This window comes from Streptomyces sp. NPDC059679 (assembly GCF_042734105.1).
Taxonomy (GTDB): Bacteria; Actinomycetota; Actinomycetes; order Streptomycetales; family Streptomycetaceae; genus Streptomyces.
This window is the reverse complement of the sequence record NZ_JBHWES010000003.1, coordinates 309321-324756: the sequence shown is the minus strand read 5'-3', so window position 1 is coordinate 324756 and position 15436 is coordinate 309321. Positions and strand designations below refer to the sequence as shown.

Genomic DNA, 15436 nt, shown 5'->3' with positions numbered 1-15436 from the left:
GTGCGGAGCACGGACGGAATACGCACGGATCCCCGCTGGTTGGCCCGGCGTGGCTACTTTAGGACTCATCGGCAGTGGACGCATCGGCAGCACTCTCGCGCGGCTGGCCGTGAACGGCGGACTCGACATCGTGCTCAGCAACTCGCGCGGCCCACAGACGCTGGCCAACCTGGTCGCGGAGCTCGGCCCCGGTGTCCGGGCGGCGACCGCGGCAGAAGCCGCCGCAGCAGGTGACTGGGTGGTCGTGACCGTCCCGTTCAAGGCGTACGACTCCCTGCCGCGCGAACCTCTCGCGAGCAAGACGGTCATCGACACCAGCAACTACTCCCCGCAGCGCGACGGCGGAATCGAGGCCCTGGACGACGGCTCGACCACGAGCAGCGAACTGCTCCAGCAGTACCTCGGTGAATCGGCGTACGTCGTGAAGGCGTTCAACAACATCCACCACCAACACCTCGCCGAACTGAACAGGCCGGCAGGGGCCGAGGACCGCACCGCGCTCCCCATCGCCGGGGACAACACCGAAGCGAAGCGGCACGCGACCGAACTGCTCGACATTCTCGGATACGACACGGTCGACGCGGGACCACTCGCGCAGGGCAGGCGGTTCGCACCGGGCACGCCCGCATACGGCGCTCCCTACACGGAGCTGCCCAGCGAGTCGTTCGGCTCCCTGGCGGCCGGCTCCGCCCCGGCCGGGTTCCTCTCCCTCAAGGCAGGCCCCGCTTCGGCCGCCGAGATACGAGCGCTCCTGGCGAAGGCACAAAACGGATAGGGCGTCCGGTTCATTCACCCGGGATGCGAGCGGATCGCCTTGAGGTGCGGCTTCGGCTTCCCCGGATCTCCAGGTGCCGACTGCGCGTCCGCGTCCCGTGGCTCCTCGGTGACTGCCGTGTCGGAGGCGTTGCCGCCGTCCGGGACCAGCGCCCTATCGACCCGCCTGCAGGCGACCACCCCTCCCGCCTCCGGTCACGGTCACACCTTCGGTGTCCCGCCGCAGGCAACCGTCCAGTGAGCGGCTCAACCGCCTCTCGGGCTGGTCGCTGAACCACTTCAACCAGACCGATCCGGCAGCTGCGAGCAGTACGACGACGAGCACGGGCGTCGCGCTCGCCGTCCCGGCCGGGCAAGGGTTCGACAGGAGGGTTGCGGGTCAGTGGCTGAGCAGCCGGCCGACACGGTCGTAGGCAAGGATCTGGTAAGCCACCACGACTGCGAGCAGCCACCGAGCCGCACGCCGTCGGCCGGCGAAGTGGAGGGCGGCCACCGCGCCGAAGAACACGGCGACGGGGAGCACGACGACCGCAGCCCAGCGCCAGGGCGAAGGCACACGACGCCATGCCCAGAGCGTCACGCAGGCCAACGAGACCGGTTCGAGCAGGAAACGGACGGCGAGTATGGCGTCGTTGTTGGCGAGGGCCAGTGTGACGTTCATCTGGCCGCCTCCGAGCGGTCCGCCTCGGCCGCCGGCCGGAGAGCGACCTGTTCCAGGGGGAACGGTAGGGCATCGGTCAGGGTGAGCGATCCAGTTGGCGGGGGCCCTCGGCTGCCGCTGCCGCTGCCGGCAGGACAGTACCTGAGGTGTCCGACGCTTATGTGCTGGTGCGGTGTGCCTGCTCGATGGTTGCCTCGGGCAGCCGGGGCTACGGACGGAGCACTATCTTGCCGTGGGTGTGCCCCTGTTCCAGCTCGCGGAACGCGTCTCGCACCTGCTCCAGCGGGTAGGTACGGGCGATCGGCACCTTGAGCTCCCCGCGCGCGGCGAGCCGGGCGAGCTCGCCGACCACGACCGCGCACGCCGCCGAGCCTTCTCCGTAGGTCCGCGCACCCACCTTGGCCGCGGCCTGCCAATCACGGATCGTGTTGATCCGCTCGGGCCGCACACCCAACTCCACTGCCAGCTCCACATAGCCGTCGCCGAACGTGTCGATGAACGCGTCGACGCTCCCGCCGACGGCCTGCCGGATCCGCTCGGCCACGCCTTCCCCGTACGTGACCGGGAGGACACCACGATCCTTCAACCAGGCGTGGTTCCGCTCGCTCGCCAGCCCGATCACCGTGGCGCCGCGCCGCCGCGCGAGCTGCACGGCGAGCGATCCGACGCCGCCCGCCGCACCGGACACCACGACGGTGTCGGCCGGTCCGGGATCCACCGCGAACACGGTGGCGTATGCGGTCGTGCCGGCCACGTACAACGACCCGGCCACCTCCCAGGACAGCCCCTCCGGACGGGAGACCGCATTCACGTCGTCGACCACGACGAACTCCGCGTGGCTCGCTCTGCTATGGGTGAAGCCCAGGACCTCATCGCCCACCGCGAAGCCGCGCACCTGCGGGCCGACCTCCACCACGACGCCGGCCAGATCGCTGCCCTGCCCGGAGGGGAACATCGCCGGCCAGCGGTCGTGCCGCGCGCCCTTGCGGATCATCACCTCGCCAGGCTGGATCCCGGCCGCGCGGACCTCGATCAGCATCTGCCCGGGGCCGGGCACCGGGCGCTCCACCTCCTCCACCCGCAGCACATCGATCTCGCCGTACTCGTGGAACCGCACTGCCTTCATGCCGTAATCACCGCATTCCCTGGTTCGGACAAGGCTTGGAGGCCACGTACCGGATGCCACACATCGACCGTGCCCTCGCATTCAACGGCTCGGGGACGGAGGTGTCTTCCCAGGACGTGCCGCCGACAGCGATGACGTCCGCGCCGATGCCGGCCCCGCCGACAACCCCGAGCCGGCAGACCGGCGGGCGTACTCCGGCGATAGGGCACACTGCCGACTTCACATCACACATGGTTGGTCAGCGGTCCTTGAGCAAGAGCTGTAGCAGCGTCACGACCCCTACGCCGACCAGAAGTGCCGTGCCCAGTGGGGGATGCTCGAACGCGACATACACGGTGACGGCTCCCACCAGCAGCAACAGTGCCGTCCGCTGATTCATCTGGCCATCCATCTGCAAGCACCCTCCCGAACGTGCGGTCCGCCCCCGGTTGCGGCGGTACCCGGTCGATGGAGAGAGAGCGCAGACGGCTCCAACATTGCACGGGTTTCCCGCACCAAATTCGTGATGTACGTCACACGCGCTCCTTTGATGCGGCAAAGAGCGCATTCCCTACCGGCTTCCGACAAGCGGGCCGAACCTGCCACAGTGCCGCGGCCCCTTCAGCGGAAACGGTGCAGACAGCGATCAGCAGGTGAGTGATGATTCGACCGTCCGCTGTTCAGACCAAGATGGCCGGGTTGCTCAACGCTGCCATGTGCCCCTTCACGTCGCGGACCTCGGTGCGAATGAACGCCGATTCCTCAGCGCTGATCCGCCACTTCACCGTGCCCGAACCCGTGTCGGGCAACGATTCGCTGCACACCTTTCCCCTCTCGGTGTGGAGGCTGACAGTGCCGCAGGGCACGCCTCGTACATCAACTCGTACCACGGCCGGCCCATCGCCGATCTTCAGCTCCTCACCGATCCCAGCGCTGCGGTCACCGGCAGAAACTGTGAAAGACAGCCCGACGGCGTGCGATGCGGCGATCCAGCTACGGCCGGCGCGGACACCAGCAAGGATCGCCTCAACACTCAGCTCGTCGGCCAGCACGACGGTGTGCGGGGTGCCGATCTGGCCCTCCAGGTGGGTGTCACTGTTCCCTATCGCAGGCCGCCGCCGTCCCTGGTGGATTTCCGCGGCGAGGCTGCGCCCCCACTCGGCCAGGGCCGCCTCATTGTCCGCCTGCCATGGCACATCCGAACGCCACGGCCCGTTCCACACCTCAACCACGTCGAAGCCCTGGTACGGATACATGAACGTGCCCGACGTGTACGGGACGTGCGGATGAGCTGCCACACAGAGCCCACCCGCCCGATGAACCTCCTCCAGATGCCCGTCGACCCTGTCGTCCCGCACCCCGTAGCGCCAGTCGACCACCTGATCCGGGCGGACCCCCAACGCAAGCCAATGTCCCGTCCGCGTGACAACCTCTTGCCCCAAGATCATTAACAGATCGTTGCCGACGTGCCGGCTCCAGGCGCCATGCGTCTCAGCAGAGTTGTGCTCGGTGGTCGCGAGGAAATCGAGCCCCGCCGCACGCGCACCTACCGCAAGTTCCGCGGGCGTCAGCTCGCCGCCGTGCGAGGCCACCGAATGCACATGACAGTCACCCCGATACCAGCCACGCCCCCGGTCTGCCACCCGCCGCAACGGGAACTGAGACACCGGAAGACACATCCCCGCTTCGTCACCCATCGTCATTCCAGCAACCTAAGGCGCCGCCAGGAGGTCGTGGCCATCGCGGGCGGGCAGCGCGGGCCAGGCTGCCGTCCACGGGCGAAGCTTGTCGGGGTTGCGGACGGCCCAGGGGCGATCCTACGGATGTCCTTGGCCTCCCATGCCTGTCTGAAGTTTCTGACCAGGCCGGCCTGGTGGGCGGCCGGGGCCGCTTGCGGTCGGGAAGTGTGGAGGCGGCGGCGGGCTTGGGATGCCAGCTCGCGGCATGCTGCCGGGGTGAATTCGAGTGCGATGAGGAAGGCCGTGCTGACCGACCCGTCCATGGCGACCCGGTCGGCCGGGTCGGCCGGGTCGGCCGTGGCGCCGCTGGTCCACTCGGTTCGGCCGGGTAGCGGCTCGGGGATCTATCGGCATCAGCACGAGCACACCAGGGCCTGGGCCGACGTCATCGCCACGTTCGACGGGTTCGTGATCGCGGCTGATCTGCGGGGCGCTGCGGATGGCCGACGTGGCCCCGCAGCTCACCCTGTCGCTGCGGACCGAGTTCGAGAACTTCGCCACGTTCAAACCGGGCGACCACAGTGCCACCGCCCTGGACACGCTGCTGGACCAGGTCGTCGCCTGGAGCACTGCCCTCGCGCCGTTGCGCGCGACTTCCCCGGTTTCCTGGAACGGAGGACGCAGTGCACTCGAACGATTCCGAAGTCAGCACGGCTGCCGCGGGCCTGACATCCCGGGCCGCTGTGGCGTCGTACTAGTGAGAAGCCGAGATTCCACACCGATTGGAAGGGATGGTCGCGATGTCTACGCAACGCGAGGTCGACGAAGCCAAGATTCGGCAGCAGATCGACAACATTGTGGAAGGGATCCGAGCCAAGGATCTCGAGGGTCTGAAGCAGCTCTACGCGGCGAACGTCGTGTCCTTCGATGTCGAGCCACCGCTGCAGCATGTAGGGGTAGAGGCGAAGTTGCAGAACTGGGTGAGAGCGTTCACGTTCTTCCAGGATGTGCGTTACGAGGTTCGCGACCTGACCGTCACCGTGGGCGGTGACGTGGCATTCGGGCACTGCTTCGGTCGGCTCAGCGGCACGTTGAAGAACGGGACGGCGGTAAGCGGCATGTGGGTCCGGGCCACGTTCTGCTTCCAGAAGATCGACGGCAAATGGTTGATCGCGCACGACCAGGTTTCTGTGCCGTTCGATATAGCGAGCGGCAAGGGAGTGGCCGACCTCGAGCCCTGACGAGCCCCAGAAGTTCGGGACCTCGCCCGGCGGCGCTGCTCGTTGAGCCCCTGACCTGGCTTCGCAGGCCAGGGGCGCGGCGGTGGGCCAGGGGCTCAACGACACCGGCATCGCGTTCGCGTTCTTCGACGGCGCCACCGGCCTCCGTACACGCCGTGCATGATCGACGACGGCCGACACCGTACGGCCGGGCCGTGCGGAAGGACAACGGAACGTGTCCGTGTCGGTGGCTAGGGTTGCGATCATGGATATCGAGGAGACCAACCGCATGTGGCGGACGGCGCTGGCCGACGGCGACTCGCGCGGTGTCGAACAGTTGCTGCGGCGCGACACTCGACTGCGGCTGTTGGGGCACGAATCGTCGGGGACCCTCGAGACGGCGGGCAGGGCCGAGCTGCGAGGGCTTCTGCTGCTGGGCGGCGACGGCGACATCCCGTTCGCGGCGGATTCTCCGTGGGGCATACCGGCCGACGCGGGTCTCGCCGACGCCCTGGAACACGTATGGGCACCGGTTGCCGCGTACTGCCCGGGCTTCCTCGCAGCGTTGCGCGCGGAGGTACTCGGGCTGGCGTTGGTTGCGATGGAGAACGTGTATCTGCTCGGATACCTGTACCTCGCCGATCGGTCAGGCGAGTTGCCGCGTGACCTGAAGGACCTGGTGCCGTACACGGGGTCGAACTCCCTGGACGTGCTGTGGGGGACGGCTCCGACCCTCCTCGGCCCGACGGACGTCGTCCCCCTGCTGGGCGAGCCGCTCCCCGCAGGCGTTCGTGACCTCGCCGCGGTCCACGCCTCCTTCACGTCGTTCGACTTCGATCTTCGACTGGACCGCTTCACCACGACGCTCGGCGCCTCGACCCTCGCGGACTATGAGGGAGAAGACCCCGACGACTACGGCCAGGACGAGGACTTCGTCCGCGCGGCGAACGGCGAGTTCGACCGCTGGATACAGTTCTGCACGTGCACCTCCGCCGCTGAGGCCTACTTCCTGGACATCGCCGACCGCGATCCCCACGACACCCCCCGGGTCGCGCTCTCGGGCATCAACGGCACCTCCGCGCGGCCCGGCGAGCCCTTCTGGGACTGGACCAACCAGGCTCTGCCATCCCTGCTCTTCTGCGTGTGAACATGGTTGAGGTTGGGGTGTGACCCAGATGCGGCAGAAACCCGCCAGAACTTGATCATGATGGCTGGGTCCCTACCACTGGCCGCGCAGGGCTGTCTTGACCATCGCCCTTCTGCTGTCGGCCCCGCTGTGCGTAACGCGCGACCGGGCCGATGGCGAGGCCCGCGCCGGCGAACAGCCCGCCCAGGACCAGCCAGCCGCCGGTGCCCCAGCCGATGAGCAGCGTGGTCATCACGACCGGGCCCAGCATCCGGGCGATCTGCGGGCCCATCCCGAAGAAGCCCTGGTACTGACCCTGCCGGCCGTCCGGGGCCAGGCCGAAGCCGATCTCCCAGGCGCCGGCGCCGTGCGTCATCTCGCCGAAGACCTGCACGACGGCCGCGGCAAGCAGCAGAGCGACGGCCACAAGGGCGCCCGCCGACGCGCCGGAGGCCGCGTACACCAGGCAGGCCGCGAGCATCAGCACACCGGCCCGGGCCGTGGCGCGGGCCGCGGTCGCCAGGTCCGTCACCTGGTGGGCGACGCGCACCTGGAAGACAACGACGCTGAGCATGTTGACCACCAGCACGACGGCCGCCATCGACTCGGAGGCGTCGGTGCGCTCCACGATCCACAGCGGCAGGCCGAGGCTGAGCAGCGGCATGTTCAGGTAGAGGACCGCGTTGAGGAGCGTCAGCAGCGCGTACGGGCGGTCGTGGAGCACCGCGAGGCGCGGTTCGCCCGTGACGCGGGCCTCGGACGGGGCGGGCGGCACTTCCGGGAGCCGGCCGAGGATGACGACGGCGCAGAGGAACGCCAGCGCGTCCAGTACGAAGACGCAGAGGTACGCGGGCTCGGTGCCGACGGCCAGCGCGATCCCGCCGGCACCGGCGCCCAGCGCCAGCCCGCCGTTGAGGGTGGACTGCAACTGGGCGCGGACGCGGGTGCGTTCGTCGGCGTCGACGAGACCTGCGAGCAGCGCCTGGCGGGCGGAGGTCAGCCCTCCCTGACAGCAGGCGTAGAAGCAGAAGACGAGGACGAACAGCGGGAAGCTGCGCACCACGAGGAAGGACAGCAGCGCGGCGGTGGTGCAGACCGCCAGCAGCCGCGCGGTGCGACGCGGTCCCCACTGGTCGGCCAGGTATCCCAGCGGTACGCCGGCGAGCATGCCCGTACACCAGCCGATGGTGAGCGTGAGGCCGACGCGGGCGGCCGAGAGGCCGACGATCTGGGTGAAGAAGAGGGCGGACGTGGCGTAGAAGGCACCGTCGCCTATGGAGTTGGTGAGCTGCGCCTGCGCCAGGATGCGTGGCGGGCCGGGCTGCGGCAGGAACCTGGGCACAGGCGCTCCTCGGGACGGCGTCGAGAACTGATCGTCGTCAGCCAACCACCGTCGTCAGTGGGGAGGAAGGGCCAATTCCCGGCTCGGCAGCTGGGCAACCGGGCACTCGCCCTGGCGTCAGCCACTCTCCTGTGCACGGCACGCCCGGGCGTAAGCCCCGCTCCCGTGCGCGTGGCCCCGGGCCGTCAGCGGCCGGGACGAGGTCGGCCCCTTCCCGACCGCCCGCGCTGCCGCCGCCGGGCTTGCCGCGGGCTCCTCACCGCTAGCCCCCGGCTTGGTGAAGGCTGCCACGTTTCGCACTCGCAGAAATGAGTCGCTGCCCGGACCGAGGCCCGCATACCTTCGGTCGTATGGCTGATGAGTGCTTCGCACATCCGCAGCTCGCCGCGATCTATGACCCGCTCGACCCCAATCGCAGCGATCTCGATGCATACATCCGGATGACAGAGGAATTCAGCGCACATCGAGTGCTGGACATCGGCTGTGGAACAGGCGTGTTCGCGCTTCTGCTGGCTGATCGCGGCATCGAGGTTGTCGGCGTCGATCCCGCCCAGGCATCGATCGATGTCGCCCGGGCCAAGCCGGGCAGCGAGCGAGTGCGCTGGATCTGCGGCGACGCCACCGCGCTACCACCGCTACGCGTCGACCTCGCGACGATGACAGCGAACGCTGCCCAGCAAATCACCGATCCGACAGCGTGGCAGGAAACCCTGCGACGAGCCTACGAAGCGCTCCGGCCGGGCGGCCGCCTGGTGTTCGAGATCCGGGATCCGGCCAGGCGCGCCTGGGAAGAGTGGAACCGCGAGACGTCCTACAAGGTGACGGAGATCCCGGGCTCCGACGCGGTCGAAAGCTGGGTCCAGCTGATTGAAGTGAGCCCGCCCCTCGTGACGTTCCGCTGGACCTACGTGTTCACTGGCGACGGGCAGGTCCTGACCTCGGATTCAACGCTGCGTTTCCGCGAGCGGCAGGAGGTCGAGGCCGACTTGACCGCACAAGGCTATGTGGTGGAGGACGTCCGCGACGCGCCTGACCGGCCAGGCAGAGAGTTCGTCTTCCTCGCACGACGTCCGTAGGTCAACCGCCCAGCACGGGGCGCCCCCGGACACCTCCGACTCCGGCTCCCGGCCCCACAAACTTCACTGAGTTTGCTCCTTCGGTGCCGTCTTCACCCCGGCTCACTCCTCGCGGGCCGGGCGCTGCGCGGGGGCACCAGTAGCGGGTAGGCGGGGTCGGCTCCCGCCGTGGCCCAGCCGGCCAGCCCCAGGGCAGCCAGGAGCATGCCGGAGACCACCAGCGGACGATCACCCGTACGGCGGCCAGCCGCCCGGACAAGGCGGAGGCGAACATGGTCATCGCCACCGACGGGAACAGCGCCAGCCCGTTGCCGAGGGCACTGAAGCCGCGCTGGTGCTGGAATTCCAGACTGGCGGTGAACAGCAGGCCGTAGAAGCCGAATTTGAACAGCAGACCGATGACGGCTCCACCGCCCATCGCACGAGAGCGCAGCAAGCGCAACGGCAGGGCAGGAGACCAGGCCGGCCGCTCGCGCACCGCGAACGCCGCGGCGGCCACCACGGCCAGGCCCACCCCGGCGAGTACGGCCGGATCCAACCGGCCCCGCCGCCCGGCCTCGTTGAGCGCCTCGGTCAGCAGCGCAACAGCCGCCACGATCGCGCACTGCGGCGGCCAGTCCAGGGCCCGGGCGGTGCGCCGGGGCGAGCGTGCCACATACCGCAGCGTCAGCCCCAGGACGGTCGCGTCAGCCTCGACTCACTCCCGTGGCATCGAGCTGCGGTACAACGGATCCTGCGCGTGGGGCAGGATCTTCGGCCCCCGGCGACCTGGTGTGGGTGGACCGCAGCTTCGACCGCGGCCGGACCTGCGAGCAGCTCAGCGCACCAAGATCAACACCGGCGGCGGCAACCACACCGACGCGTTCAACAACCGCGGCAATCTCATGCGAGCCTGCGGCAAGGCCAGCGACTACCCCGATGTCGCCTGCACCACCTGGTGGTGACCTGGCGCCGACGACAAACTCCGCATCGGTGACGATGCCAGTGGTCCGTGGTGCCTGCCGGCGCAGGCACCACGGGCCGGGACGCGCTCGAGCTCGTGGGGTACGGGCGACCAGGACGGGACGGGGCTACTCGTCTGACGTCCGCATCGCCGGACCGGACCGTTTTGTCTTCATGGGTGGCGACCCAGGAAACACAGAGAAGGCCGTCGACGTGTGGTGCTCTTGCGCCGGAAGGGGGGCCTGACCGTTGCATCGAGACCGCTCACCGTAGGCGCCGGGCGTTGACCTCCTGGTCGAGCCGCCAGGTGTGTCCGCCGTCGGTCGATCGTTCGTTTCGCCAGTGGAAGGTGTCCGCGGTGATGTCGGCGAAGGTCCAGCGGACGAGGTCGCTGCCGGTGGCGCGTTCCATGACGACCTCATCATCGACCTCGCGGGCGTACATGTACACCAGGTCGCCACGGGCCGTGCCGTGAAAGGTGAACCGCCATAGTTGCAGGCGCGGGTCCCAGATTCGCACGCACAGGCCGCACTCCTGGTCGCGCGAGCGACCCGCGGCAGGGAGTTCGTCGCGCCCAGGCCATCGCCAGACATCCAGGACCGCTCTGCCCTCCAGGGCGTAGCCGAACTCCCATTCGCCACTGACTCGGCGGGCCGGTGAGTTGTTGGCGGCGGCGTAGTGGGTGATCTGGGTCGCCCAGTGTCCGGCCAGGCGTCCGAACTGCTCCATCTCGTTCGCGCACAGGTCGCTGGGGCCATCGGCAAGTAGCGTCTTCAAGCGTGCGTCTCCACGGTCGCAAGCGGGGTCAGGGCGGAGGCGAGGCAGTCGACGATGGGAGTGGCGTACGCGCCGTCCGGGTCGAGGTCGGGATCGTAGATGGCGACATCCAGCCCCACCACCCGGCCGGTGCCGACCAGGGTCGAGATGAGTTCGGCGAGCTGGGAGAAGTCCAGGCCGGGACGGCCCGGAGAGTCCACCGCGGGCAGCGCGCGTTCGTCGAGCACGTCGAGGTCGATATGGAGCCAGACGCGGTCCAGCCCACGCCGCTCCAGGCGGCTGATGGCCCGCTCACCCAGATCGGCGATACCGATCTGCTGGATCTCCTGGGCGGTGAACCGGGTGACCGGGGGTATCTCCTCGTCCTCCCGGTCGCCGATCTGGACCACGTCCTCGTCGGCGACCAGTGGTCGGCCCACCACCGGCCAATGGGAGAGCAGCAGCTCACCACGGCCGGTGGCCAGGGCCAGATCCATCCCGGCCGCCGAGCCGAGGGACGAACTGGCGTCGTAGTTGCCGGGGTGCCGGAAGTCGCTGTGCCCGTCGAGGTGTACCAGGCCACAACGTCCGTCGCGGCGGGCCCCCAGCAGGCACCCCAGCAGGATGCTGCAGTCGCCGCCCAGCACGACCGCGAACCGGGAGGCAGCGAGCGCGGCCTGGACCGCCTCGCCAAGCCGCAGCGCGTGCTCGCGAATGGTCACCCCGTTGCGGATACGGGTCGCCGGCTGCGCGTCGAACTCGTACGGCGGACGGTCGAGCTTCACCACCCGGGTCGGCCGCAGCCGCGCTTCCAACCCCGCCGCCAGCAGCGCTTGCGGGGCCTGCCATGTGCCGGGCTCGCGCCCCGGCGCGGGCGGGCGCAAGCCGAGATTCCAGGGGGCTGTGATGAGTTCAACGGCGGCAGCCAAGGCTTTCTCCTTTCAACCGGGAGGCATTCCATTCCAACCGGATAACATGTGTACAGTGGTTGGATAGACTGAGGCAAGCCCATGAAAGGCGGTCGTGCGTGACGGGAACCATCCAGGCTCACACTTTCAAGCCCCGTGACCTGGTCGGCGGGCACTTCGTCATCGACCTGGTGAACACGGTCACGGCTCGTGACGCGGAACCGATCGACTGGCTCGACGGCTACCCGCGCCTGTTGGAGTGGGCCGCCCTTACTGGTCAGTTCGACCCTGTCTCCCTCGCGGACTTGCAGCGACTGGCCGAGACCGAGCCCGGCAAAGCGGCGCTGGCCCTGGACCGCACCCGCGAGCTGCGCGAGGCTCTGCACGACCTCATCGCGGCGCTGATCCACCAGGACCCTCCGGCCCCCGCGGAGGCGGTCGACCAGGTCGAGAATCATTGGAAGCACGCGGTCGCCAGCGCTCGCCTCACCGTCCGCGAGAACACGCCACAGCTCCAGGTCAGCGTCGAGACGTCGGGGCTTGAGTACCTCAACCACGAACTCGTCCTGCAGGCGTTCGACCTGCTTCGGTCACTGCCGCTGGAACGCACCCGCGTGTGCCCTGGCCTGCGATGCGGCTGGGTGTTCATCGACGGCTCCCGGGGCGGCCGCCGCCGCTGGTGCGATATGGCCACCTGCGGAAACTCCGCCAAAGGCCGAACCCACTACCAGCGGAGGCGACAGACCGCGAACCGACAGGAACAGCAGCAGCCGCCCAACGACCAGTAGGTCCCAACGTCCCGTCACGGACCAGTCTGCGGCACCGTGGGCAGCACGCCCCCTCCCCCACTCAGCGAGGACTCACCTCCGCCTGTGCGAAGAGGTGGTTACAGTGCCCGCAGCGCGTTGCCGAGGTCTGGTCCGTAGAGAAGTTCGACCACGGCGTGGCCCAGCTGGGGCCGGATCCACTCACCGCTCCGTTCTATGCCGATGACGCCTCCGAGGAAGGCCATGTCGTAGGTGTCGGTGGGGGTCTCCCAGCGGAACGGGACGCAGGAGACATGGGAAGGGAAGTCGTCCTCAGCGGTGATGCCGTGGCCGAACGATTCTTTGGGACGTGGTCCGTCGTCGGTGTACCGGTGAGCGAAGAAGGCGGTGATCCAGCCGGTGACCCGGTCGCCGCCGGACGCCGACTCCCACGTGTAGAGCGAACTCCAGAATCCGTGGTCGACGCCCCACCCGGAAGCTGCCGCACTGATCGCCTCCAGCACCGGCTGCAAGGCGGTGAACCACGGCCGCAGACCCTCGAACCACCCCGCCAGCTCCCGCACCCGCGCCGCCAACAGGCGCCAGTCCCGGTCTGAGCCCTCGAGCCGGATCCGCGGAATGCCACAGAGCGTCTGCCACCGGAAACGGTAATACGGGCTGACCACGTCCATCAGCGCGACCAGCGCGGCGGTGGCATCGGCGGGGGTGGTCGTGGAGAAGGCGGGCTGGAACAGGTCGGCCACCTCGTCGCCGATCCTTGAGCGCAGGGGCTGTTGAACCAGGTTGATCGAGCGCCCCCAGTCCTGCGGGGCGAAGTCGTCGCGGACGGCGATGGTCTGCTGGAATCCGGGGGTGTCGGTGAAGACCCCCTCGTACGTACTGGGGTTCAGCCGGACGTGAACGGCCACCTCGTGGACGACGGCGTACCAGAGCAAGTCAGGTGACAGGCTCAGTGGCAGGTGGGCGGTGAAGCACAGGTGGATGGCACGCAGCAGGAGGCTGGAGGTGGGCTCGGTGGTCTCCGGAGCGCTGGTGGACCAGCCTACGAGGCGGTCCGTGCTGCGGTGATGAAAACGCGCCTGGTCTCGGAGCACCGCCCGCAGGAAGCGCTCGTTGCCGAGTTCGGTCAGTTCGGTCGCGAGCCGAGCGGCATTGGGGTCTTCGCCGAGCGGAAGATCCATCTCCAAAGCCATCCATATCCCCCAGGAGCAGTGATCGGCCTCGATCCTAGAAGGTCGATCAAGCCCCTCGATTCCGGCTCGCTGCTCGCGACGGATCGACAGCGAAAGGTCCTCCCAGCCCAGCCGGCTTGGTGTCCCGCCGACATACCTGTTCGGGCGCTTTCCGCTCGCGTATGCCCGGGCCGAAGATGTATGGCTCTCACCGACGGGGGATGCGGTGAGAGCCATGCTCAGTATGGCATGGAATAGGCACCGAAGTGCCCGATCCGGGCTGCAAATCTCGCATATATCCACTACTTTGGCCCCACGCGGCTCAGCCGCCTCAGCCCGCACGCACCAATACTTCGTCTCTGCCGCTCCCCGGTGGTACCCGGCCTCGCCGGTCGCGGCCACGCCATACTGCTGCCCCACCGCCTCCGCGTGGGCGAACACCTCGCAGGGTGACCGGGGACTCCCTGGTCAAGGCAAGTCGAGCTCGGCGCGATAACACTCAGTCACATAGGACATCTCCGTTGGGCGCTTCGCGTCCAGCAGCGTGCGGACCCGGGCCAGCAACTCCTCCCGTATCGCGGGCTCCAGAGTGATCACGTAGCTGCGGGAGCCGATCATCGCCATGACCTCCCCAGCCGTCATCGGATGACTCCACCGGAAGTCCTGCCGCTCGACGGACCCAAAAGGCGCGCCCACGCGCTCCACTTGTCGGTCCTCTGTCGGCGCTGCGGCGTAGTCACGCAGGATCCGGTCCAGCTCTGCGACCCAGGGCACCGACACGTCACGAGAGTTCCACACCAGGCCAAGCCGCCCGCCTGGACGCAGCACCCGGGCAACTTCTGGGACCGCCCGCTCCGGGTTCACCCAGTGCCATGCCTGCGCGCAGACCAGAGTGTCCACGCTTGAGTCCGGTATCGGGATCGACTCCCCTGTCCCGTCCAGAACTCGCACATCAGGGAGCACCTGGGAGAACTGCTCGCGCATCCCGGCCGAGGGTTCCACCGCGACGACATCCCGGCCCGGGGCCCGCAGCGCACGGGTCAGCTTGCCAGTGCCTGCGCCGAGATCGACCACGATCCGTGCGCGATCGGGCACCAGCCAGGCCACCGCCTCCGGCGGATAGGGCGGGCGACCGCGCTCATAGGCATCCGCTGCGGCTCCGAACGAGCCCGCCTGACGATATTTCTCCTGCTCTTCGGCCGTCGTCATGCCCGGCATCCTGTCAGGTGGCCGCTTCGTTGCAACCATGCGGACCGGGCGAAGGTCATCCGAGAGGAGTGGCGGCTCAGGTCCAGCCGGGCGTTGGCGGGAGTGGCCACGTCGGTGGCGTGGGCGGATGAGGTTCTGACACGAGGTGCGTGGCCGGTCCGCGGCCGGAGAGCCAGGCGAGGAGCGCATGCCCGGGTCCGGTGGCCGCGGGCCCGGTCGGCGCGAGGGTCCAGGAACGGTCGAGGTCGCCGGCTTCGATGCGGGCGATGGGGAAATCGCGTGCGGCCAGCGTGGCGATGGTGTCGTCGAGTGCCCAGGTGACGTAGCTGGTGGGCCAGTCGGCAGTGGTGTAACCGAGGTTCAGGTCGACGTGGTGGGTTTTGAGTTCGCGGCGGGCCCGGTGGAGGGTGTACCAGGCGGGGTGTCGCCGGCCCGCGAGGGCGGTGACAAGAGTGGGCCAGCGTTCGGTGGGCATGGCCGTTGCCTCGTCAAGCATGCGGTCCAGGCTGCGACGCAGATCGGCGACGAGGTGGGCGGCGTTGCGCTCGGCACCTTCGCGCAGCGCGCGGTCCAAGGTGGCGGCGTCGGCTCGCGTCACGGGCCAGCACCGTACAGCCGCCCGGTGAGCAGCTGGCCGGAGGTCGCGATGCCCTCCGTGACGGCTTGTTCGCCGACGTTTCCGAAGCCGAGAACGAGCTG

Annotated in this window: 17 protein-coding genes and 1 pseudogene; 6 read left to right on the top strand and 12 right to left on the bottom strand. The window is 68.7% G+C overall.

Translation table 11 applies throughout. The features are described 5' to 3' along the window. Nucleotides 1-49: 49 nt before the first annotated feature. Nucleotides 50-775: an NADPH-dependent F420 reductase gene (locus tag ACFV2X_RS06380; protein ID WP_385612146.1), complete on the top strand. Its 726-nt coding sequence runs from the start codon at nucleotides 50-52 to the stop codon at nucleotides 773-775. Nucleotides 776-1153: 378 nt separating this feature from the next. Here the strand turns inward: ACFV2X_RS06380 and ACFV2X_RS06375 are convergent, their stop codons facing one another. From ACFV2X_RS06375 to ACFV2X_RS06355, 5 genes and pseudogenes are all read right to left on the bottom strand, one after another. Then, entirely contained in the window at nucleotides 1154-1435 is a 282-nt protein-coding gene (locus ACFV2X_RS06375) for a DUF2568 domain-containing protein (RefSeq protein ID WP_385612144.1), read from the bottom strand. A 208-nt stretch (nucleotides 1436-1643) separates the two neighbouring features. Beyond that, on the bottom strand, nucleotides 1644-2561 hold the full coding sequence (locus tag ACFV2X_RS06370) for an NADP-dependent oxidoreductase (RefSeq protein WP_385612141.1): 918 nt from the start codon (nucleotides 2559-2561) through the stop codon (nucleotides 1644-1646). A gap of 238 nt (nucleotides 2562-2799) precedes the next feature. Further along, on the bottom strand, nucleotides 2800-2952 hold the full coding sequence (locus tag ACFV2X_RS06365) for a hypothetical protein (RefSeq protein ID WP_385612139.1): 153 nt from the start codon (nucleotides 2950-2952) through the stop codon (nucleotides 2800-2802). A 268-nt stretch (nucleotides 2953-3220) separates the two neighbouring features. After that, a complete protein-coding gene (locus ACFV2X_RS06360; RefSeq protein ID WP_385612138.1) occupies nucleotides 3221-4243 on the bottom strand; it encodes a CehA/McbA family metallohydrolase in 1023 nt (340 codons plus the stop codon). A 119-nt stretch (nucleotides 4244-4362) separates the two neighbouring features. Further along, nucleotides 4363-4623, bottom strand: a pseudogene (locus ACFV2X_RS06355) (RNA polymerase subunit sigma-24); the annotation flags it as partial. Nucleotides 4624-5019: 396 nt separating this feature from the next. Here ACFV2X_RS06355 and ACFV2X_RS06350 point away from each other — a divergent pair. Together ACFV2X_RS06350 and ACFV2X_RS06345 are read left to right on the top strand one after the other, a co-directional pair. Continuing rightward, a complete protein-coding gene (locus ACFV2X_RS06350; protein WP_385612135.1) occupies nucleotides 5020-5460 on the top strand; it encodes a YybH family protein in 441 nt (146 codons plus the stop codon). Between the two features lie 244 nt (nucleotides 5461-5704). After that, entirely contained in the window at nucleotides 5705-6586 is an 882-nt protein-coding gene (locus ACFV2X_RS06345) for a hypothetical protein (RefSeq protein ID WP_385612132.1), read from the top strand. A 55-nt stretch (nucleotides 6587-6641) separates the two neighbouring features. On the opposite strand, the gene ACFV2X_RS06340 is transcribed toward ACFV2X_RS06345, so the two are convergent. Then, nucleotides 6642-7907, bottom strand: coding sequence for an MFS transporter (locus ACFV2X_RS06340; protein ID WP_385612131.1), 1266 nt, complete (start codon nucleotides 7905-7907; stop codon nucleotides 6642-6644). A 350-nt stretch (nucleotides 7908-8257) separates the two neighbouring features. Here ACFV2X_RS06340 and ACFV2X_RS06335 point away from each other — a divergent pair, with 350 nt between their 5' ends. Further along, complete coding sequence (locus tag ACFV2X_RS06335) at nucleotides 8258-8983, top strand: class I SAM-dependent methyltransferase (RefSeq protein WP_385612128.1); 726 nt, start codon at nucleotides 8258-8260, stop codon at nucleotides 8981-8983. Nucleotide 8984: 1 nt separating this feature from the next. Here ACFV2X_RS06335 and ACFV2X_RS06330 read toward each other — a convergent pair whose 3' ends face one another. Continuing rightward, on the bottom strand, nucleotides 8985-9638 hold the full coding sequence (locus ACFV2X_RS06330) for a hypothetical protein (protein WP_385612126.1): 654 nt from the start codon (nucleotides 9636-9638) through the stop codon (nucleotides 8985-8987). A 118-nt stretch (nucleotides 9639-9756) separates the two neighbouring features. On the opposite strand from ACFV2X_RS06330, the gene ACFV2X_RS06325 reads away from it, so the two are divergent. Further along, the gene (locus ACFV2X_RS06325; protein WP_385612123.1) at nucleotides 9757-9927 is read left to right on the top strand and encodes a hypothetical protein; all 171 of its coding nucleotides are present in this window, start codon (nucleotides 9757-9759) and stop codon (nucleotides 9925-9927) included. A 262-nt stretch (nucleotides 9928-10189) separates the two neighbouring features. Here the strand turns inward: ACFV2X_RS06325 and ACFV2X_RS06320 are convergent, their stop codons facing one another. Both ACFV2X_RS06320 and ACFV2X_RS06315 read right to left on the bottom strand, forming a co-directional pair. Then, complete coding sequence (locus tag ACFV2X_RS06320) at nucleotides 10190-10702, bottom strand: hypothetical protein (protein WP_385612121.1); 513 nt, start codon at nucleotides 10700-10702, stop codon at nucleotides 10190-10192. Next, nucleotides 10699-11610, bottom strand: a complete 912-nt coding sequence (locus ACFV2X_RS06315) for an arginase family protein (RefSeq protein WP_385612118.1) — start codon at nucleotides 11608-11610, stop codon at nucleotides 10699-10701. Before ACFV2X_RS06315 ends, ACFV2X_RS06320 begins: the two co-directional genes overlap by 4 nt. A gap of 98 nt (nucleotides 11611-11708) precedes the next feature. Between ACFV2X_RS06315 and ACFV2X_RS06310 the strand changes: the two genes are divergently transcribed. Further along, nucleotides 11709-12377, top strand: a complete 669-nt coding sequence (locus ACFV2X_RS06310; RefSeq protein WP_385612115.1) for a CGNR zinc finger domain-containing protein — start codon at nucleotides 11709-11711, stop codon at nucleotides 12375-12377. 98 nt (nucleotides 12378-12475) lie between these two features. Here the strand turns inward: ACFV2X_RS06310 and ACFV2X_RS06305 are convergent, their stop codons facing one another. The 3 genes from ACFV2X_RS06305 to ACFV2X_RS06295 all read right to left on the bottom strand — a co-directional run bounded on the left by ACFV2X_RS06305 (nucleotide 12476) and on the right by ACFV2X_RS06295 (nucleotide 15335). Beyond that, entirely contained in the window at nucleotides 12476-13537 is a 1062-nt protein-coding gene (locus ACFV2X_RS06305) for a DUF4419 domain-containing protein (protein ID WP_385612113.1), read from the bottom strand. 459 nt (nucleotides 13538-13996) lie between these two features. Continuing rightward, entirely contained in the window at nucleotides 13997-14737 is a 741-nt protein-coding gene (locus ACFV2X_RS06300; protein ID WP_385612110.1) for a methyltransferase domain-containing protein, read from the bottom strand. Between the two features lie 76 nt (nucleotides 14738-14813). Beyond that, nucleotides 14814-15335 carry a maleylpyruvate isomerase N-terminal domain-containing protein gene (locus ACFV2X_RS06295; RefSeq protein ID WP_385612107.1) on the bottom strand — a complete coding sequence of 174 codons (522 nt, stop codon included), beginning with the start codon at nucleotides 15333-15335 and terminating at the stop codon, nucleotides 14814-14816. Nucleotides 15336-15436 lie beyond the last annotated feature (101 nt).